Genomic DNA, 16,377 nt, shown 5'->3' with positions numbered 1-16,377 from the left:
ATGTTTACGCTCCCGGTTGAACGGCGGCGAACACGCCGGCCGAAATCATCGCGGCCAGGCTGGCCGGTAAGTCGAAGGTGTCGCTCTCCTGGAAGCCCGCCTGTGCAGCGGCGCCTAGCGGCAGGCCTTCGATGAGCGCAAGGAGAAACGCTGCGCCGCCCGCGGGCAGGCGCGAGACAATTACGTCGTATTCGGGCCGTGTGACGAGTGCGTCTTCTGCGTCGCTCGAATGCAGCGGGGTGACGGGGCCGACTCCCCGGTTCAGCGCGAAGATCGCGACCGCCGGGTAGCGCGAGCGCACGATGCGTGTGGCCGGATGTGGGACAAAGCACACGTGCGCGAGCGAACCTGGATCGATGTTCGCGAATGCTTCGGCCGCGAGCGGGGCGGCGTCCTCTGCGTGATAAGCGTCGAGCCACGCGCGCTCGATGCGTGCCGTATCGGCAAGCCACGGCATGTCGCGCGCGTACTCGTAGCTCTCGATGAACGACGGAAAATCGCGTCCATATTCGAAGAGCAGCGGTGAAGCCGGCGGCGTGGCGCGCACGTGAAAGCGTGCCATCGCGCGGAAAAAATCGACTCCCGTGATGCGCTGCACGGCGGGGTAGATCGCAGCCAGCGCATCGATGAGGCTAACCGTGACGTTGTTGCGATAGACGTTGTAGCGCTTGACGACGCCCTTGCCGGACGCGGCGACGACGTCTTGCGGCGTGGCAAGTTCGGGGTTCGTCAGTCCCGGCGAAAAGGCCGTTGCGTAGTCGCTCGTGTATTGCTCAAGCATCATGGTCGGTGCACTCCGGGTAATATACGTTGGACTCCGAATGATAGAATGCCGCGAATTCGGCGCTAATTCGCCAGGCCTTCAGCGCCTGTGCGCGCAATTCGGGCCACGAAGGCAACTGGCTGTCCCATTCGATCAGCGTCGGCATCGGCCCGGTGTGCGCGATTCCCTCGCGATAGAGCGCCCATACCGGATCGGCGACGGTGCGGTCGTGGCTGTCGATGAGTAGCGGCGCGTGCTCGTCATCGTATTGCTCGCTGTGGCCGGCCAGGTGAATCTCGCCGACGTATTCGAGAGGGAAATCCGCGAGATAAGCGCTTGCCGCAAAACCGTGATTGGTCGCCGAAACGAAAACGTTGTTGATGTCGAGCAGCAGCCCGCAGCCCGTGCGCTGCGCGACCGCACGGATGAACTCCGTTTCGCTCATCGTCGACGACGCGAACGCTACGTACGTCGACGGATTCTCGAGCAGCATCGGACGTCCAATGGCTTCCTGCACCTGATCGATGTGTTCGCAGACTTTGTCGAGTGTCGCCTTCGTGTAAGGCAGTGGCAGCAGATCGTTAAAGAACGTACCACCGTGCGAGGACCAAGCGAGATGTTCTGAAACGAGCGCTGGTTCGTAGCGCGCGACCAGTTCGCCAAAGCGCGCGAGGTGGCCGGCGTCGAGCCTGTTCGGTCCGCCGATCGACATGCATACGCCGTGCAGGGAGACCTGATAGCGCTCGCGGATAGCGCTCAATGCGCGGTGCGGCGGGCCGCCGGCGCCCATATAGTTCTCGGCGTGTACCTCGAAGAAGCCGTCCGGCAGGCCGTGTTCGAGAATCGCCGCAAGATGTTCATGCTTGAAGCTCGTGCCCGCGAGCCCGGCCGCGCTGGGCGCCGTGCGGAGGGGACGGCCGGGCATCGGCGCTGGTCGGATGGAAGTGTTCATAGCCGTCCCCTCTCTTTCCTCGTTGAAGCGATCAGGACTTGATCGGCGTGAGCGAGCCGTGGCCGCCGCCAGGCACGACGATGCTCGCGCAGGTACCGCCCTGGACGAACTTCCACGAGTTGCCCTGGAAGTCCATCGTCGACGTGCCCTGACAGGTCGTGCCAGGACCAGCGGCACAATCGTTTTGCCCCTTCAGCGCCACGCCGAAGCATTTTTCCTTGTGAGCGGCGAGGGCGGCGCTCATTTCTTCCTTCGTGAGCGGCGCGGCATGAGCGACTGAAGCCAGCAGGCTTGCAACGGCGCCTGCGAGCAGGGCGGTACTAACAGTGGTCTTTGCGGACATGGACTTTCTCCAGTGATTGAGATGAGAGGTATCCGTCGCGGATACACCAGCTAATTCGCGTGATTTCGAACGCCGGTTACACCGATCGAATTTTTTGCGTGAAGCTTCGAGGGGAGTCGGTGCAGGACGCTCGGCAGATCTACTGCAAGTGCTCTCCTGCGAAAAAATTCCTTCCGGCTGTAACCGGAATGCGTAACCGAACGAATTAACGGACCGGGGCAACGAACGTCGTGGCTGCATGCGGCTTTATGGCCAATATCGGCGGACGCTGACGAAAGAATTCATGATGAAACGTATCGATGAACTGCGACCGTTCGTGCAGACCACGTTCGACACATTGCTCGATCAGATGATCGCAAATGGTGCGCCGGCCGATTTCATTCGGGATGTGGCGCTACCGCTACCGTCTGTCGTTATTTCCATCATGCTTGGTGTTCCGTATGAGGATCATGCGCGTCTGCAACTGTTGAGCAGCAACCGCATGAGGCTAGACATCAGTCCGGCGCTTCTCGCGCAATCGGCTCAAGAGATGGAGCAGTACATAGACCGGCTGCTGCGCGAGAAGGAGCAGGAACCGGGTGACGGAGAGGATCTATTGAGCCGTCTTGCACTGGAGTGGATTAACCCGGGCAAGCTGTCGCATGCGGACGCCGTGCAGATGGCGGTGTTGCTCTATCTTGCTGGTCATGAGACGACTGCCAATCAGATTGGACTTGGCTTGCTGAGTCTGCTGCAAGATCCGCAACAAAAGGCCGCGCTTATCGCCGAGCCGTCACTGGCGCGCGGCGCAGTGGAGGAAATGCTGCGCTTCCATTCGATCACGCACATGAACTCCGCCCGCGTGGCGACTGCCGACGTGATGATTGCCGGTCAGTTGATCCGCAAAGGCGAGGGCGTGTTCGCGCCGGTTCAGGCGGCAAATCATGATCCGGAGGCGTTCCCGGAACCCGAACGGTTCGATATCCGCCGTGATACGAAACACGCGTCACATGTGGCGTTTTCATTCGGAGTGCATCAATGCCTGGGGCAACCGCTCGCGCGCCTTGAACTTCAGGTAGTCTTCGAGACGCTGTTCAAGCGACTGCCTTCGCTATGGCTTGCTGCGCCCTTCGAACAGCTCGAGTTCAAATGCAATGGCAATGTGTTCGGTGTCGAGACGCTTCCCGTAGCGTGGTGATCGAACTATGAGGAAGAAAGCATGAGCTCGTTCGGACACGCCATCCCGTGCGCGACGCTCGACATGCAGGAAACGGATATCGAAAACTTTGTCGTGTGGCATACACGCGAGCATCTGCCAGAGCGACTCGACGTTCAGGGTTTTCTACGTGGAAGACGCTTCGCACGGGAAGCCGCTGAGCCGCGCTACCTTATCTTGTACGACGTGACGAGTCTGGCGATTCTCACGCAGCCGGACTACATCGAACGACTCAATGATCCAACACCCTGGACCCGAGCGACGCTGCCGACCTTTCAGAACGGACACCGTTCCGCTTATCAGGTCATCGCGCGTAACGGTCAAGCAGAGGGTGCATGCGTGATGATGATGCAGCTGATGCCGCCGAACCCTGAGCGCGTGAAGCGAGAGATCGAACTTTGGGTTATGGACGAGGGCATTTCCCATCCGGGAATCGTAAGCATTGCGTTCGCGATTCCTGACAAGGGTTCATCGTCACTCGACACCGAGGAGAGTCGTCAGAGCCGAAATCGGTCTACAGATGAATGGGTCATTCTTGTCGAGGCGATATCGGAGACGAAGTTGCTCGACTTTGTCCAAGCGGAGATGACGCAGCCCCGTTGTGAAAGTTGGGGGCTCTCAACTGGAGACCTGTCGAAAATATTTCGGCATCAGGTACGAGTGGGTCAGGAGTGAGCATGCTGCGCTGCGGACTTCGGCTATGACGTTTCCATCGTGATGACTTGCTGCAACGCACGGGTTGCGAGCGCCGAATTCTAACGAAATCGCAGTTTCGCGCTTACAAGGCGTCGGCTGACGTGATGCATCGAGGGATGGCGACAACGCGTCAAAATCCGAAAGGCACTGGTAGTGGTCGTCGGCGTCATGACGAACTGAGCGGCGGTACATGGTCCGAAGCAGTTGTTGATGCCGCAAGGTTTGAGGGGCTGCTGCCGAACTATGAACGCCGGCAAAGCGACTCGTTGCCGCCTGACGGATGCGATACCTGAAGGTCAGGTATGGCCGATTTGCGCGCATTCAATGGCAGGCGGCTTTCCGGGTGATTCGGCCGTTGGGAACAAATTACTTGCAGAACGGGAACAAAATCGCTTGCCGCGCATGCGCAGCCGGTCGCGCGTTCACGCAAAGGGCAGCGTGCCCGCCGGAGCCCGCCGCACGATCGTCAGCGTCGTGCCGATGTGGTCCTCCAGCGCAAGCGCCGCGCGTGCGTCGGCGCGCTGCATGGCGGCCTCGAAAATGCGCAGATGCTCCTCGTGCACGTCGCGATGCATGTCGACGAGACCGATGCATACCCGGCGATAGCGCTCGCCATGCTGCGAGAGAATTCGCAGGACCAGATACGTCCACGGCGAGGCAGCCGCGGAAATCAGCTCTTCGTGAAAGCGGCGGTTATGCACTTCCCAGGCAGACCGGTTCTCGACCGAGACGGGTTGTTCGAACGTGGAAAGCATCTCGAAGCTTTGGCGCACGCGTTGCTCCCATGCGTGGTCGCCACGCCGCACAGACTCGCGCAACGCGTCCACCTCGATATGAATGCGCAGGCGCGTGACGTCTTCGAGGTCGGCCAGCGACATGGGCGTGACGCGGAATCCGCGTTGGCCTTCGGCCACCACCAGCGCGTCGCTCACGAGCCTCGTGAGCGCCTCGCGCAGCGTGCCCGCGCCCACGTTGTAAACGTCTCTCAGATGCTCGACGCGCAGCTTCGTCCCCGGCGGGTAACGACCTTCGATGATGTGCTGGCGCAGTTGATGGTAAGCCTGCTCGCCGAGCGTGCGGGCAGACAGCCCATTCGATTCTTCGCCGTGAAGCGACTCGGCAGTAGGGAACGCCGGTGCGGGCAGCGGCGTATCGTTTGCGAAGGCTGCGCTGAGCGGGTGGGCCGGATGAGTTCTGTTCATGGCTGCTGCCCCTCCTTGTCCTGATCGCGGCTGAGACGATAGCTGAGCTGCGGGCGTGTCAGGCCGAGCATGCGCGCCGCGGCGGACAAATTGCCTTTGGCCTTGTCCACGGCCTCGCGCAGTAGTGCGCGTTCGAGGCCTTCCAGTCCGCCGGCGCAGTTTCGCAACTGATCGAGCAGCGCCTGGCAGTCTATCTGCGTCGCGTTGCTGTCCGCAAGCTGGCCGCGCTGGTCGACCGACGCGCCGGCCGGAAATTCGATACCGGGAAAGAGATCCCTTGCTTCGATCTCCCGATTCGGTCGCGAGAGGATGACCGCTCGTTCGACCAGATTTTCGAGCTCGCGCACGTTGCCCGGCCACGCATAGCGGCGCAACGCTTCGCAGGCGTGATCGGTCAGCGTGGGTACTGCCTTGCCGTGCAGCCGCGCAAATCGCTCGAGCATGGCCTGCGCCAGCGGTTCGATGTCGCATTGCCGTTCACGCAGCGGCGGAATGACCACGGGGTAGACGTTGATCCGGTAATAGAGATCGGCGCGAAAGCGTCCTTCCCGCACCGCACAGCTCAGGTCCTGGTTCGTGGCGGTCACGAGGCGCACATCGACCTTGCGGCTCTGGGTTGAACCGAGGCGCTCGACCTCGCCTTCCTGGATCACACGCAGCAGTTTGGCCTGCACTTCCATGGGCAGTTCGCCCACCTCGTCGAGAAAGAGCGTCCCTCCCTCGGCGCGCTCGAAGCGGCCAGGGCGCGCAGCTTGTGAGCCCGTGTAGGCGCCTTTCTCAGCGCCAAACAGCTCCGATTCGATCAGCGCATGGGGAATCGCAGCGCAGTTGACGGCTACGAAAGGCCTGTTGGCGCGTGGGCTCAATGCGTGCAGCGCCTGCGCGAAGCGTTCCTTGCCCACGCCGGTTTCGCCTGTGAGCAGCACGGTCACTTTGGTGGGCGCCGCCAACTGGAGCAGTTCATAGGCAGAACGAAACGCCTCGGACTGGCCTATCAACTTCGTGCGGTTCGCTTCCGGTGCGATTTCGAGTCGCAGCGATTCGACTTCAGTTTGCAGGTTCTGGAGCGTGCTGATCAGCGACTCGGACTTGAACCAGGCGGCGAGCTCATCCGCATCGGGCCATTCGTCGAGCGGTTTGCCGACGATGCGGCAGTGCGTATCGCCCTTGCCGACACACGCGGTTTCCTTGAACAGGATGGTGCGCCCCATGAAGGCGCTCGTATAGCCGGAAGCGTAGCCAATGAGCATCCAGCAGACGGGCTCTGTCTGGAGTCCGAAGTTGCGCGTGTGGACCTCGGCCTCCCATGAATGCTCCCACTGATACTCGCCGGAAAAATACCCGGTTTGTGGGTTCGCGTCGAAGCGTATCGGCTTGACTTGCACCGCGCCTTCGAGCATGTGGAGTTGGGGGCCCACGGCGAACATGTCGTAAAGCGATGCGCCACTCCTGATCTCGCGGGCGAGCGCCGCGTCGCGCTCGCCCGCGGCGAAGCCGGCCCGCATGAAATAACGGCGGGTCTGTACCGGGCCCACGCTTTCCATCATCTCCTTGCGCAACGCGCCAAGCGCGGCTGCGTGAATCAGCACCATGCGTTGATCGGCCAGCCAGATGCGTCCGTCGCTGGTTGAAAAATGAATCAGGCGCCGAAGGTCGGCGTCCGCGGGGAAGGACGCGGGCTGTGAGCTGGATCGGGGGGCGGGTTGGGGTGCCGTCATGTCTCCTCCGTCGAGATTTTCCGCTTTCCCGCTCCTGGAGCGCGGGCGAGGGTGACGATTTCATGAATTCATCAAATGCGGACGTATGCGTTTATGAAATCATAAAAACAGACTGGAAATCAATGTGTTAATGGCCGATGAATGGCGGTTTCACGGTTCGGGTTTACCTCGATTTTCGCTGAAAACCACGCGGCGGACCTAAGTGTTTGCCCTTAATTCTCGAGATTCTCGACGAAGGGGCCGCCTCGTGGCATGGATGGTGCATTGAAGTCCGGGCATGAAGGAGACACCCACCATGCTGAAACAACCGGCATCCGCGCAAGCCGATACCGACTCGATCGACACGACCCGCAAGTTCGTCAGGGTCACCGGCATCAACCCGCGAGGGTTCGTCGAGTTTGAGTTCGCGGTCGGCATTCCGGAGCTTTGCGTCGAACTGATGCTGCCGCGAGACGCGTTCGAGGAGTTCTGCATCGCGCAGAACGCCGTGCGCCTCGCGGCGGAAGGTGAACCCATGACCAGCAGGAGCAAGCAGTGACCATCGATCTGAAGACAGTGGATATCAAGCCGCTGCGGCACACGTATGCCCACGTGGCGCAATACATAGGCGGAGACAAGACGGCCTCGCGCTATCAGGAAGGCATCATGGGCGCACAGCCTTCCGCGAACTTCCACTACCGGCCCACGTGGGATCCGGAGCATGAGCTGTTCGACACCGGGCGTACCGCCGTTCGTATGCAGAACTGGTACGCGTTGAAGGACCCGCGCCAGTTCTACTACGCGTCGTGGACCATGACGCGTGCGCGCCAGCAGGACACGATGGAGGCGAACTTCGAGTTCGTGGAATCGCGCGGCATGGTCGGGCTCATGTCCGACGAACTCGTCAACCATGCGTTGGCCGTGCTCGTGCCTTTGCGCCATGTCGCGTGGGGCGCCAACATGAACAACTCGCAAATTTGCGCGATCGGCTATGGCACGGCGTTCACGGCGCCCGCGATGTTTCATGCGATGGATAACCTCGGCGTCGCGCAATACCTCACCCGGCTCGCGCTGTCGATGTCCGGTCCTGAGCACCTGGACGAGGCGAAGGAAGCCTGGATGGTGGACCGCACGTGGCAGGCGCTGCGTCGCTATGTGGAAGACACGCTGGTGCTCAAGGATCCCGTGGAACTGTTCGTTGCACAGAATCTGGCGCTCGACGGACTTCTGTATCCGCTCGTGTACGAGCGTTACGTCGACGAGCGCGTAGCGCTCGCAGGCGGCAGCGCGGTGGCGATGCTCACCGCTTTCATGCCGGAATGGCACGACGAGTCGAGCCGCTGGGTCGACGCGGTCGTCAAGACCATGGCGGCCGAGTCCGAAGACAACAAGGCGGTGCTGAGCCAATGGGTGCACGACTGGGAGGAGCAGGCGGCCACGGCGCTGCTGCCGGTCGCGGAGCTGGCCTTCCCGGCGAGCGGCCATAGTGTGCTCGACGAAACACGCCAGCAATTGCGTGCGCGGCTGGCCAAGCTCGGCATCGACGCCTGAGCCCCGCCGACAAACTGACTAACTGATACAGGGAACATTCGATGTCCAACGTATTCATCGCCTTTCAGGCCAATGAGGAGTCCAGACCAGTGGTCGAGGCGATCCTCGCGGATAACCCGGACGCCGTCGCGGTGGAATCTCCGGGCATGGTCAAGATCGATGCCCCGGGGCGTCTGACGATCCGCCGTGAAACCATCGAGAACCTCATCGGCACGCGCTTCGATCTGCAGCAGATCCAGGTGAATCTGATCACCTTGTCCGGCCATCTCGACGAAGACGACGACCAGTTCACGCTGAGCTGGAAACACTGAACAACGCAACACGGATTACATCAGGAAGGAGACACAAATGGACACGCCTGTGCTGAAAAAGAAACTCGGCTTGAAGGAGCGCTACGCGGCGATGACGCGCGGCCTCGGCTGGGAGACATCGTATCAGCCGATGGAGAAGGTTTTTCCGTTCGACCGCTACGAAGGCATCAAGATTCACGATTGGGACAAATGGGTCGACCCGTTCCGTCTAACGATGGACGCGTACTGGAAATATCAGGGCGAAAAGGAAAAGAAACTCTACGCGGTGATTGACGCATTCACGCAGAACAACGCGTTCCTGGGCGTAACCGACGCGCGCTACATCAACGCGCTCAAGCTCTTCATCCAGGGCGTGACACCGCTCGAGTACTACGCGCACCGTGGTTTTGCGCACGTAGGCCGGCATTTCACCGGCGAGGGCGCGCGCGTGGCGTGCCAGATGCAGTCAATCGATGAACTGCGTCACTATCAGACCGAAACGCATGCCATGTCCACGTACAACAAGTTCTTCAACGGCATGCATCACTCGAACCACTGGTTCGACCGCGTCTGGTATCTCTCGGTGCCGAAGTCATTCTTCGAGGACGCGTGCACGGCCGGGCCGTTTGAGTTCCTCACCGCCGTGAGCTTCTCGTTCGAGTATGTGCTCACCAATCTGCTGTTCGTGCCGTTCATGTCGGGCGCCGCCTACAACGGCGACATGTCGACCGTCACGTTCGGCTTCTCTGCGCAGTCAGACGAATCGCGCCACATGACGCTCGGCATCGAGTGCATCAAATTCATGCTCGAGCAGGACCCGGACAACGTGCCGATCGTGCAGCGCTGGATCGACAAGTGGTTCTGGCGTGGCTACCGGCTGCTCACGCTCGTGGCGATGATGATGGACTACATGCAACCGAAGCGCGTGATGAGCTGGAAGGAAGCCTGGGAAATGTACGCGGAGCAAAACGGCGGCGCGCTGTTCAAGGATCTTGCCCGCTATGGCATTCGCGAGCCGAAGGGCTGGAAGGATGCGTGCGAAGGCAAGGATCACCTCAGCCATCAGGCATGGGCCACCTTCTACAGCTTCGGCGCGGCTGCCCCGTTCCACACGTGGCTGCCCCGCGAAGACGAGATGACGTGGCTCGCGGCGAAGTACCCGGATAGCTTCGATGCGCACTATCGGCCGCGTTTCGAGCACTGGGGCGAACGCGCGAAGGCGGGCGAGCGCTTCTACGTGAAGACGCTGCCGATGCTGTGCCAGATCTGCCAGATCCCGATGTTCTTCACCGAGCCGGGCGACGCGACGAAGATCTGCGCGCGGGAGTCAGACTATCTGGGCAACCGCTTCCACTTCTGCAGCGACCACTGCAAGGAGATCTTCGAGCACGAGCCCGAGAAGTTCACGCAGTCGTGGCTTCCCGTTCACCAGATCTACCAGGGCAACTGCTTCAAGCCCGGCACCGATCCCACGAGCGAGGGCTTCGACCCGCTTGCGGCCGTGCTCGACTACTACGAGGTGAACCCGCGCGACAGTATGGACTTCGAAGGATCTGAAGACCAGAAGAACTTCGCAGCCTGGCGCGGCCAGGCAACGAGCAACTGATCGCCGGGTATTGCGCATTTGACTGACATCAGGTGTCGAGATGGATGCAGAGAAAACATCGTTGCGTTCGCTGGTTGAGAAATGGCTCGGGCCCACGCCGACGCGGCCGCTGCGCGTCACGCGATTCGGTCGCACCGCCAAAGGAGTGCGTTATGTAGCGCTCGAAGTGCTGCGAATGGCCGGCCCGCTGACCATCGCCTTCTTTCGCCACGAGAACGGTGCCTGGTGTGTGTTCCCGCCCGCGCAAGCCCCCTTAAGAGAAATTCCTGTTAGTGCAAGTTTTGCAAGGAGCAAGCCGTGACGATTATCGCGCTCAAACCCTACAGCTTCCCGCCGCAGGACACGGCGGAGAAGTTTCCGGCGCCGCTGCTCTACATTGGCTGGGAAGACCATCTGATGTTCCCGGCGCCGTTCTGCCTGCCGTTGCCGCCGCAGACGCCCTTCGGCGCACTGGCCGAGCAGATCCTGCCGGGCATCTACGGCTACCACCCCGACTTTGCCAGGATCGACTGGCGCGCGGTGCAGTGGTTCAAGTCCGGCAAGCCGTTCCAGCCCGAACCCGCGAAAACGCTCGCGGAGAACGGCATCGGCCACAAGGACCTGATCCGCTTTCGCACGCCGGGCCTGACGGGCATAAAGGGGTCCTGTAGCTGATTCGCGCAGCTGCAATACGCCGGCAATGTGCGGCGAACCGGACTGCGTTGTCGCGGTCCGGTTGCAAACAGTGCGACCGCAAACGCCATTGCGGCCGGAATTGACGTTTGAAGTATCGATCGACCATGAGCCATCAACTGACCATCGAACCCCTGGGCGCCACCATCGAAGTCGAGGAAGGACAGACCATTCTCGATGCCGCCTTGCGCCAGGGCATCTATATTCCACACGCGTGCTGTCACGGCCTGTGCGGGACCTGCAAGATCGAGATTCTCGAAGGCGAGGTCGATCTGGGCGAAGCCAACCCGTTCGCGCTGATGGACTTCGAGCGCGAGGAGCGCAAGGCGCTCGCCTGCTGCGCGACGCTTACCGCTGACACGTCGATCGAAGCCGATGTCGAGGAAGATCAGGATGCCGAAATCATCCCTGTCAAGGATTTCACGGCGGAGGTCGCCCGCATCGTTCAGCTCACGCCAACGATCAAGGCCATTCATCTGAGACTTGCCGATCCGCTGCATTTCCAGGCGGGCCAGTACGTCCAGCTCGAGATTCCGGGCATGCACGAGCGCCGGGCGTTTTCCATTGCCAATGCGCCGGCCGATGCCGCGGCCACCGGCGAAATCGAGTTGAACGTGCGGCAGGTGCCCGGCGGCGTCGGCACGGGCTACCTGCACGAGAAGCTTGCGGTGGGCGACAAGGTGAAGCTTTCCGGCCCCTACGGGCGGTTCTTTGTACGCAAGTCCGCGCAGGTGCCGATGCTCTTCATGGCCGGCGGCTCGGGCCTGTCGAGCCCACGCTCGATGATCCTCGATCTGCTGCAAAGCGGTTGCAAGGAGCCGATCACGCTGGTCTACGGCCAGCGCAACGCGGCGGAGCTGTACTACGACGAAGCCTTTCGCGAGCTGAGCCGCCAGTACCCGAACTTCACCTATGTGCCCGCCCTGTCGGAGAGTGCCAATGGCTCGGGTCAGCCCGTTGCGCACGGCTTCGTTCACGAAGCCGCGAAGGCGCACTTCGACAACAACTTTTCCGGTCACAAAGCGTACCTGTGCGGGCCGCCCGCGATGATCGATGCGTGCATCACCACGCTGATGCAGGGCCGGCTCTTCGAAAGCGACATCTACCACGAGAAGTTCATCTCTGCGGCAGATGTTCAGCAGGTGCGCAGCCCGCTATTCAGGAGGGTTTGACATGGACGCCAGTGAGCGCACCGTAGCCGTGACGATCGCGCAGACCGGCGAGCGCTACCGCTGTTCGGTACAGGAGTCGCTGCTTGCGGGAATGTCGCGGCTTGGTCGCCGGGGCATTCCGGTCGGATGCCTGAATGGCGGCTGTGGCGTGTGCAAGGTTCGGGTGTTGCAAGGCGAAGTTCAGAAGCTCGGACCGGTAAGCCGTGCACATGTGAGCGTGCAGGAGGAAGAGGCTGGCTATTCGCTCGCATGCCGGATCGCCCCGCAAGGCGATGTGGAGCTGGAAGTGGCCGGCAGGATGCAAAAGCCGTTTTTCAAGGGATTCGCCTGCCAGGCATCCCAAACTTATACCGGGTAGAGAAGGAGGAGAGCAATCATGGGTGTGATGCGAATCGGCCATGCCAATCTGAGGGTGATGGACATGGATGCGGCGCTCAAGCATTACCAGAATGTTCTGGGCTTGAAGGAAACGCTGCGCGACAGCGAGGGCAACGTCTATCTGAAATGCTGGGACGAGTGGGACAAATACTCGCTTGTCCTGAGCCCCTCGGATCAGGCGGGCCTGAACCATGTCGCTTACAAGGTGGAGAAGGACGCCGATCTCGACGCCTTGCAGGAACGTATCGAGGCGTATGGCGTGCGCACGCAGATGCTGCCCCAAGGCAGCCTGCCAGCAACGGGCCGTATGCTGAAATTCAATCTGCCAAGCGGTCACGAAATGCGCCTTTACGCCTACAAGGAGCAGGTGGGCACCGACGTCGGCTCGCTCAATCCCGACCCCTGGCCCGACGACGTGAAGGGCTCAGCGGTTCACTGGCTCGACCATTGCCTGCTGATGTGCGAGCTCAATCCGGGAACGGGCGTCAATCGCGTGGCCGACAACACCCGCTTCATGCAGGAATGCCTCGACTTCCATCTGGCCGAGCAGGTGATGGTGGGACCGGGCAACAGCATCCAGGCCGCCACGTGGCTGTTTCGCAGTTCGACGCCGCACGATATCGCGTTCGTCGGCGGCGCGACCAACGGTCTGCATCACATCGCCTTCTTCCTCGACGACTGGGCCGACGTGCTGAAGTCGGCGGACGTGATGGGCAAGAACAAGGTGAAGATCGACGTGGCGCCCACGCGTCATGGCATCACGCGCGGCACGACCATCTATTTCTTCGATCCGAGCGGCAACCGCAACGAGACCTTCGCGGGGCTCGGCTACATGGCGCAGCCGGACCGGCCCGTCACCACGTGGACCGAAGACCACCTTGGGCGCGGCATCTTCTTCCACTCGGGCGAGATCAACGAAGCCTTCACTACGGTGTACACCTGACATGGCACCCGGACAACGCGCGCGCCCGGCGCACGAGGGCGCGAATGCCGTGCCGCATGGCGTCGAGGCACGCACGATCGACTGGCCCGCGGCCAGCCGCGCGGCCGCTGCCGCCGCGCGCGAGGCGCAGCAACTCGGCGTGCGCGTAAACGTGGCCGTGGTCGATGCGGGCGGGAACCTTGCCGCGTTCGTGCGGATGCCGGGTGCGCCGTTGCACTCGATCGACATCGCGATCGACAAGGCGTACACGGCGGTCAGCTTCGGCTTGCCCACCGGGGGCTGGAGCGAAGCGCTGCAGGCGCATTCCTCGGCCGTGCGGCAGGGCATCGTGCTGCGACCGCGATTCGTCGCGTTTGGCGGCGGGCTGCCGATCACGGAGGACGGGCAGCGCATTGGCGGCATAGGGGTATCGGGTGGCAGCGAGGAGCAGGACGACGCCTGCGCGCAGGCTGGATTGCGCTCGCTCGGCCTGGCCAATGCGTGACGCTCGCGAGAATGGCAACGCGCCGCGAGCCGCAGATTTCATGGAATACGAACACATCGTTGAGACGATCATGCTGAAGACAGAACCCAATGGCGCGCCACATCTGGCGACCGATGTGCCAGCGCCCGATAGCGGCATCCGACTGGTCAGGAATTTCATTGACGGCGAGTACCACGACGGCCAGCTCTGGTTTGAGAAGCGCTCGCCGCTGAACAATGCGGTTATCGCGCGGGTGGCCGAAGCCGGTCGCGCAGAGGTCGACGCGGCCGTGCGTGCCGCAAAGGCCGCGCTCAAAGGTCCCTGGGGGGCGATGACGGTGCCGCAGCGCGTGGACGTGCTTTACGCGCTGGCCGATGGCATCAACCGCCGCTTCGACGACTTTCTGGCCGCCGAAGTGGCCGACACTGGCAAGCCGGTGAGCCTTGCGAGCCACATCGACATTCCGCGCGGTGCGGCCAACTTCAAGATCTTCGCCGACGTGGTGAAGAACGTGCCCACCGAATGCTTCGAAATGCCCACGCCGGACGGCTCCGGTGCGATCAACTACGCGATGCGGCGCCCGGTTGGTGTAGTAGGCGTGGTCTGTCCGTGGAATCTGCCGCTGCTGCTGATGACCTGGAAGGTGGGCCCAGCGCTCGCCTGCGGCAATACCGTGGTGGTCAAGCCGTCGGAAGAGACGCCTCAGACCGCGGCGCTGCTGGGCGAGGTCATGAACGCAGCGGGCGTGCCGCGTGGCGTCTACAACGTCGTGCACGGTTTCGGGCCGGGCTCGGCCGGAGAGTTCCTCACTACGCATCCTGGTGTGAACGCCATCACGTTCACGGGCGAGACGCGCACCGGCACCGCCATCATGAAGGCCGCGGCCGAGGGCGCGCGCCCGGTGAGCCTGGAGATGGGCGGCAAGAACGCGGCCATCGTGTTTGCGGACTGCGATTTCGAGGCTGCCATCGAAGGCACGCTGCGCTCATGCTTTGCCAATTCCGGCCAGGTTTGCCTCGGCACGGAACGTGTCTATGTCGAGCGCCCCATTTTCGAGCGCTTCGTGGCGGCGCTCAAGTCAGGGGCTGAAGCCCTGCGCATCGGCTTGCCGCAGGATGCGAGCACCGGCATGGGACCGCTCATCAGCCAGGAGCATCGGACCAAGGTGCTCTCCTACTACAAGAAGGCGGCGGATCTGGGCGCGACCGTGGTGACGGGCGGCGGCGTGCCTGAGATGCCGGGCGATCTGCATGCGGGCGCCTGGGTACAGCCGACGATATGGACGGGACTCGGCGACGACTCACCGATCGCCCGTGAAGAGATCTTCGGCCCCTGTGCGCTCGTCATGCCGTTCGACTCCGAGGAGGAAGTCATTCGCCGCGCGAACGACAACGACTATGGCCTCGCCACGGCAGTATGGACAACGAATCTTTCGCGCGCGCATCGGGTCGCAGCGGCCATCGAGGTCGGCATTGCCTGGGTGAACTCATGGTTCCTGCGGGACTTGCGCACGCCGTTTGGCGGCGCGAAGCAGTCCGGCATCGGCCGCGAAGGCGGCGTGCATTCGCTCGAGTTCTACACGGAACTCAAGAACGTGTGCGTCAAGCTTTGAACGACCGCTTTGATTAACCGCTTTGACTAACTACGGCCATTGGGAAGTTTCATGGAATCCACGTTGATTACCGAACTGGGCGACAGACTCTACGGCGCGCTCACTGCGCGCGAGACGCTGGCGCCGTTGACCGACAGCCACCCCGGCATGTCGATCGAGGATGCGTACCACATCCAGCAGCGCATGGTACAGCGGCGCCTGAACGCCGGCGAGACGGTCGTGGGCAAGAAGATCGGCGTGACGTCGAAGGCCGTGATGGACATGCTGGGCGTCTATCAGCCCGACTTCGGCTATCTGCTCTCGGGCATGGTGTACGGCGAAGGCGAGAGCATCGCGCTCGACACCTTGATCCAGCCGAAAGCCGAGGGCGAAATCGCCTTCGTACTCAAGAAGGACCTGATGGGGCCGGGCATCACCAACGCGATGGTGCTGGCCGCCACCGAATGCGTGATGCCATGTTTCGAGATCGTCGATTCGCGCATTCGCGACTGGAAGATCAAGATCCAGGACACCGTAGCAGACAACGCCTCGTGCGGCGTCTTCGTGCTGGGTGACCGCGCGGTGAGCGCGCGCAGCGTGGACCTCGGCACCTGCGGCATGGTGCTCGAACGAAACGGCGAGGTGATCGGCACTGGCGCGGGCGCGGCGGCGCTCGGCTCGCCCGTCAATGCGGTGGCCTGGCTCGCCAATACGCTCGGGCGCCTCGGCATCGGCCTGAAGGCGGGCGAAGTTGTGCTCTCCGGCGCGCTCGCGGCCATGGCGCCGGTCAAGGCTGGCGACAGCTTCCGCGTAGCCATCGGCGGCATCGGCGCGTGCTCGGTCCGCTTCGCCTGAACTTCATT

General features: G+C 62.2%; 19 protein-coding genes. 14 read left to right on the top strand and 5 right to left on the bottom strand.

Annotated elements, in window-relative coordinates; genetic code table 11:
* Positions 1-4: 4 nt before the first annotated feature.
* Genes VSR34_RS14145 through VSR34_RS14135 form a run of 3 tightly spaced genes read right to left on the bottom strand, consistent with a single transcriptional unit; the run spans position 5 to position 2,058 of the window.
* The gene (locus VSR34_RS14145; protein WP_028210906.1) at positions 5-784 is read right to left on the bottom strand and encodes a DNA-binding domain-containing protein; all 780 of its coding nucleotides are present in this window, start codon (positions 782-784) and stop codon (positions 5-7) included.
* Entirely contained in the window at positions 774-1,688 is a 915-nt protein-coding gene (locus tag VSR34_RS14140) for a DUF692 domain-containing protein (protein ID WP_342962758.1), read from the bottom strand. The genes VSR34_RS14145 and VSR34_RS14140 overlap by 11 nt, the downstream gene beginning before the upstream one ends.
* 58 nt (positions 1,689-1,746) lie before the next feature.
* Entirely contained in the window at positions 1,747-2,058 is a 312-nt protein-coding gene (locus tag VSR34_RS14135) for a DUF2282 domain-containing protein (RefSeq protein WP_028210908.1), read from the bottom strand.
* A 238-nt stretch (positions 2,059-2,296) separates the two neighbouring features.
* On the opposite strand from VSR34_RS14135, the gene VSR34_RS14130 reads away from it, so the two are divergent.
* Positions 2,297-3,235 (top strand): cytochrome P450, encoded by a 939-nt coding sequence (locus VSR34_RS14130; RefSeq protein WP_342962729.1) that lies wholly within the window; start codon positions 2,297-2,299, stop codon positions 3,233-3,235.
* A 21-nt stretch (positions 3,236-3,256) separates the two neighbouring features.
* Positions 3,257-3,928 carry a hypothetical protein gene (locus VSR34_RS14125; protein ID WP_028210909.1) on the top strand — a complete coding sequence of 224 codons (672 nt, stop codon included), beginning with the start codon at positions 3,257-3,259 and terminating at the stop codon, positions 3,926-3,928.
* A gap of 443 nt (positions 3,929-4,371) precedes the next feature.
* Here the strand turns inward: VSR34_RS14125 and VSR34_RS14120 are convergent, their stop codons facing one another.
* Together VSR34_RS14120 and VSR34_RS14115 are read right to left on the bottom strand one after the other, a co-directional pair.
* Positions 4,372-5,151, bottom strand: a complete 780-nt coding sequence (locus VSR34_RS14120; RefSeq protein WP_028231635.1) for a GntR family transcriptional regulator — start codon at positions 5,149-5,151, stop codon at positions 4,372-4,374.
* A complete protein-coding gene (locus tag VSR34_RS14115) occupies positions 5,148-6,869 on the bottom strand; it encodes a sigma-54-dependent Fis family transcriptional regulator (RefSeq protein ID WP_028231636.1) in 1,722 nt (573 codons plus the stop codon). The genes VSR34_RS14120 and VSR34_RS14115 overlap by 4 nt, the downstream gene beginning before the upstream one ends.
* A 295-nt stretch (positions 6,870-7,164) precedes the next feature.
* Here VSR34_RS14115 and VSR34_RS14110 point away from each other — a divergent pair, with 295 nt between their 5' ends.
* From VSR34_RS14110 to dmpE, 12 genes are all read left to right on the top strand, one after another.
* The gene (locus VSR34_RS14110; protein WP_042290402.1) at positions 7,165-7,407 is read left to right on the top strand and encodes a phenol hydroxylase subunit; all 243 of its coding nucleotides are present in this window, start codon (positions 7,165-7,167) and stop codon (positions 7,405-7,407) included.
* Positions 7,404-8,399 (top strand): aromatic/alkene monooxygenase hydroxylase subunit beta, encoded by a 996-nt coding sequence (locus VSR34_RS14105; RefSeq protein ID WP_342962728.1) that lies wholly within the window; start codon positions 7,404-7,406, stop codon positions 8,397-8,399. The genes VSR34_RS14110 and VSR34_RS14105 overlap by 4 nt, the downstream gene beginning before the upstream one ends.
* 41 nt (positions 8,400-8,440) lie before the next feature.
* Positions 8,441-8,710 carry an MmoB/DmpM family protein gene (locus VSR34_RS14100; RefSeq protein WP_028210914.1) on the top strand — a complete coding sequence of 90 codons (270 nt, stop codon included), beginning with the start codon at positions 8,441-8,443 and terminating at the stop codon, positions 8,708-8,710.
* Between the two features lie 37 nt (positions 8,711-8,747).
* Complete coding sequence (locus VSR34_RS14095; RefSeq protein ID WP_342962727.1) at positions 8,748-10,295, top strand: aromatic/alkene/methane monooxygenase hydroxylase/oxygenase subunit alpha; 1,548 nt, start codon at positions 8,748-8,750, stop codon at positions 10,293-10,295.
* A gap of 40 nt (positions 10,296-10,335) precedes the next feature.
* The gene (locus VSR34_RS14090) at positions 10,336-10,596 is read left to right on the top strand and encodes a hypothetical protein (RefSeq protein ID WP_081715918.1); all 261 of its coding nucleotides are present in this window, start codon (positions 10,336-10,338) and stop codon (positions 10,594-10,596) included.
* Positions 10,593-10,949: a phenol hydroxylase subunit P4 gene (locus tag VSR34_RS14085; protein WP_342962726.1), complete on the top strand. Its 357-nt coding sequence runs from the start codon at positions 10,593-10,595 to the stop codon at positions 10,947-10,949. Before VSR34_RS14090 ends, VSR34_RS14085 begins: the two co-directional genes overlap by 4 nt.
* 125 nt (positions 10,950-11,074) lie before the next feature.
* Entirely contained in the window at positions 11,075-12,139 is a 1,065-nt protein-coding gene (locus tag VSR34_RS14080) for a 2Fe-2S iron-sulfur cluster binding domain-containing protein (protein ID WP_028210917.1), read from the top strand.
* A gap of 1 nt (position 12,140) precedes the next feature.
* Positions 12,141-12,497, top strand: a complete 357-nt coding sequence (locus VSR34_RS14075; RefSeq protein ID WP_028210918.1) for a 2Fe-2S iron-sulfur cluster-binding protein — start codon at positions 12,141-12,143, stop codon at positions 12,495-12,497.
* Between the two features lie 18 nt (positions 12,498-12,515).
* On the top strand, positions 12,516-13,460 hold the full coding sequence (locus VSR34_RS14070; RefSeq protein ID WP_028210919.1) for a catechol 2,3-dioxygenase: 945 nt from the start codon (positions 12,516-12,518) through the stop codon (positions 13,458-13,460).
* 1 nt (position 13,461) lies between these two features.
* Positions 13,462-13,944 (top strand): heme-binding protein, encoded by a 483-nt coding sequence (locus tag VSR34_RS14065; RefSeq protein ID WP_042290394.1) that lies wholly within the window; start codon positions 13,462-13,464, stop codon positions 13,942-13,944.
* Between the two features lie 136 nt (positions 13,945-14,080).
* Positions 14,081-15,535 carry a 2-hydroxymuconic semialdehyde dehydrogenase gene (locus tag VSR34_RS14060; protein WP_028210921.1) on the top strand — a complete coding sequence of 485 codons (1,455 nt, stop codon included), beginning with the start codon at positions 14,081-14,083 and terminating at the stop codon, positions 15,533-15,535.
* Positions 15,536-15,586: 51 nt separating this feature from the next.
* Positions 15,587-16,369, top strand: coding sequence for a 2-oxopent-4-enoate hydratase (gene dmpE, locus VSR34_RS14055; protein WP_028210922.1), 783 nt, complete (start codon positions 15,587-15,589; stop codon positions 16,367-16,369).
* Positions 16,370-16,377 lie beyond the last annotated feature (8 nt).

It is taken from the genome of Paraburkholderia sp. JHI2823 (assembly GCF_038900695.1).
GTDB lineage: Bacteria > Pseudomonadota > Gammaproteobacteria > Burkholderiales > Burkholderiaceae > Paraburkholderia > Paraburkholderia mimosarum.
This window is presented reverse-complemented; position numbering and strand designations above follow the sequence as displayed.

What these genes read in the sequence shown, in the direction of transcription:
- VSR34_RS14145 (WP_028210906.1), bottom strand. Translation starts at nt 784, where the DNA reads ATGATGCTTGAGCAATACACGAGCGACTACGCAACGGCCTTTTCGCCG.
- VSR34_RS14140 (WP_342962758.1), bottom strand. Translation starts at nt 1,688, where the DNA reads ATGCCCGGCCGTCCCCTCCGCACGGCGCCCAGCGCGGCCGGGCTCGCG.
- VSR34_RS14135 (WP_028210908.1), bottom strand. Translation starts at nt 2,058, where the DNA reads ATGTCCGCAAAGACCACTGTTAGTACCGCCCTGCTCGCAGGCGCCGTT.
- VSR34_RS14130 (WP_342962729.1), top strand. Translation starts at nt 2,297, where the DNA reads ATGCGGCTTTATGGCCAATATCGGCGGACGCTGACGAAAGAATTCATG.
- VSR34_RS14125 (WP_028210909.1), top strand. Translation starts at nt 3,257, where the DNA reads ATGAGCTCGTTCGGACACGCCATCCCGTGCGCGACGCTCGACATGCAG.
- VSR34_RS14120 (WP_028231635.1), bottom strand. Translation starts at nt 5,151, where the DNA reads ATGAACAGAACTCATCCGGCCCACCCGCTCAGCGCAGCCTTCGCAAAC.
- VSR34_RS14115 (WP_028231636.1), bottom strand. Translation starts at nt 6,869, where the DNA reads ATGACGGCACCCCAACCCGCCCCCCGATCCAGCTCACAGCCCGCGTCC.
- VSR34_RS14110 (WP_042290402.1), top strand. Translation starts at nt 7,165, where the DNA reads ATGCTGAAACAACCGGCATCCGCGCAAGCCGATACCGACTCGATCGAC.
- VSR34_RS14100 (WP_028210914.1), top strand. Translation starts at nt 8,441, where the DNA reads ATGTCCAACGTATTCATCGCCTTTCAGGCCAATGAGGAGTCCAGACCA.
- VSR34_RS14095 (WP_342962727.1), top strand. Translation starts at nt 8,748, where the DNA reads ATGGACACGCCTGTGCTGAAAAAGAAACTCGGCTTGAAGGAGCGCTAC.
- VSR34_RS14090 (WP_081715918.1), top strand. Translation starts at nt 10,336, where the DNA reads ATGGATGCAGAGAAAACATCGTTGCGTTCGCTGGTTGAGAAATGGCTC.
- VSR34_RS14080 (WP_028210917.1), top strand. Translation starts at nt 11,075, where the DNA reads ATGAGCCATCAACTGACCATCGAACCCCTGGGCGCCACCATCGAAGTC.
- VSR34_RS14075 (WP_028210918.1), top strand. Translation starts at nt 12,141, where the DNA reads ATGGACGCCAGTGAGCGCACCGTAGCCGTGACGATCGCGCAGACCGGC.
- VSR34_RS14070 (WP_028210919.1), top strand. Translation starts at nt 12,516, where the DNA reads ATGGGTGTGATGCGAATCGGCCATGCCAATCTGAGGGTGATGGACATG.
- VSR34_RS14065 (WP_042290394.1), top strand. Translation starts at nt 13,462, where the DNA reads ATGGCACCCGGACAACGCGCGCGCCCGGCGCACGAGGGCGCGAATGCC.
- dmpE (WP_028210922.1), top strand. Translation starts at nt 15,587, where the DNA reads ATGGAATCCACGTTGATTACCGAACTGGGCGACAGACTCTACGGCGCG.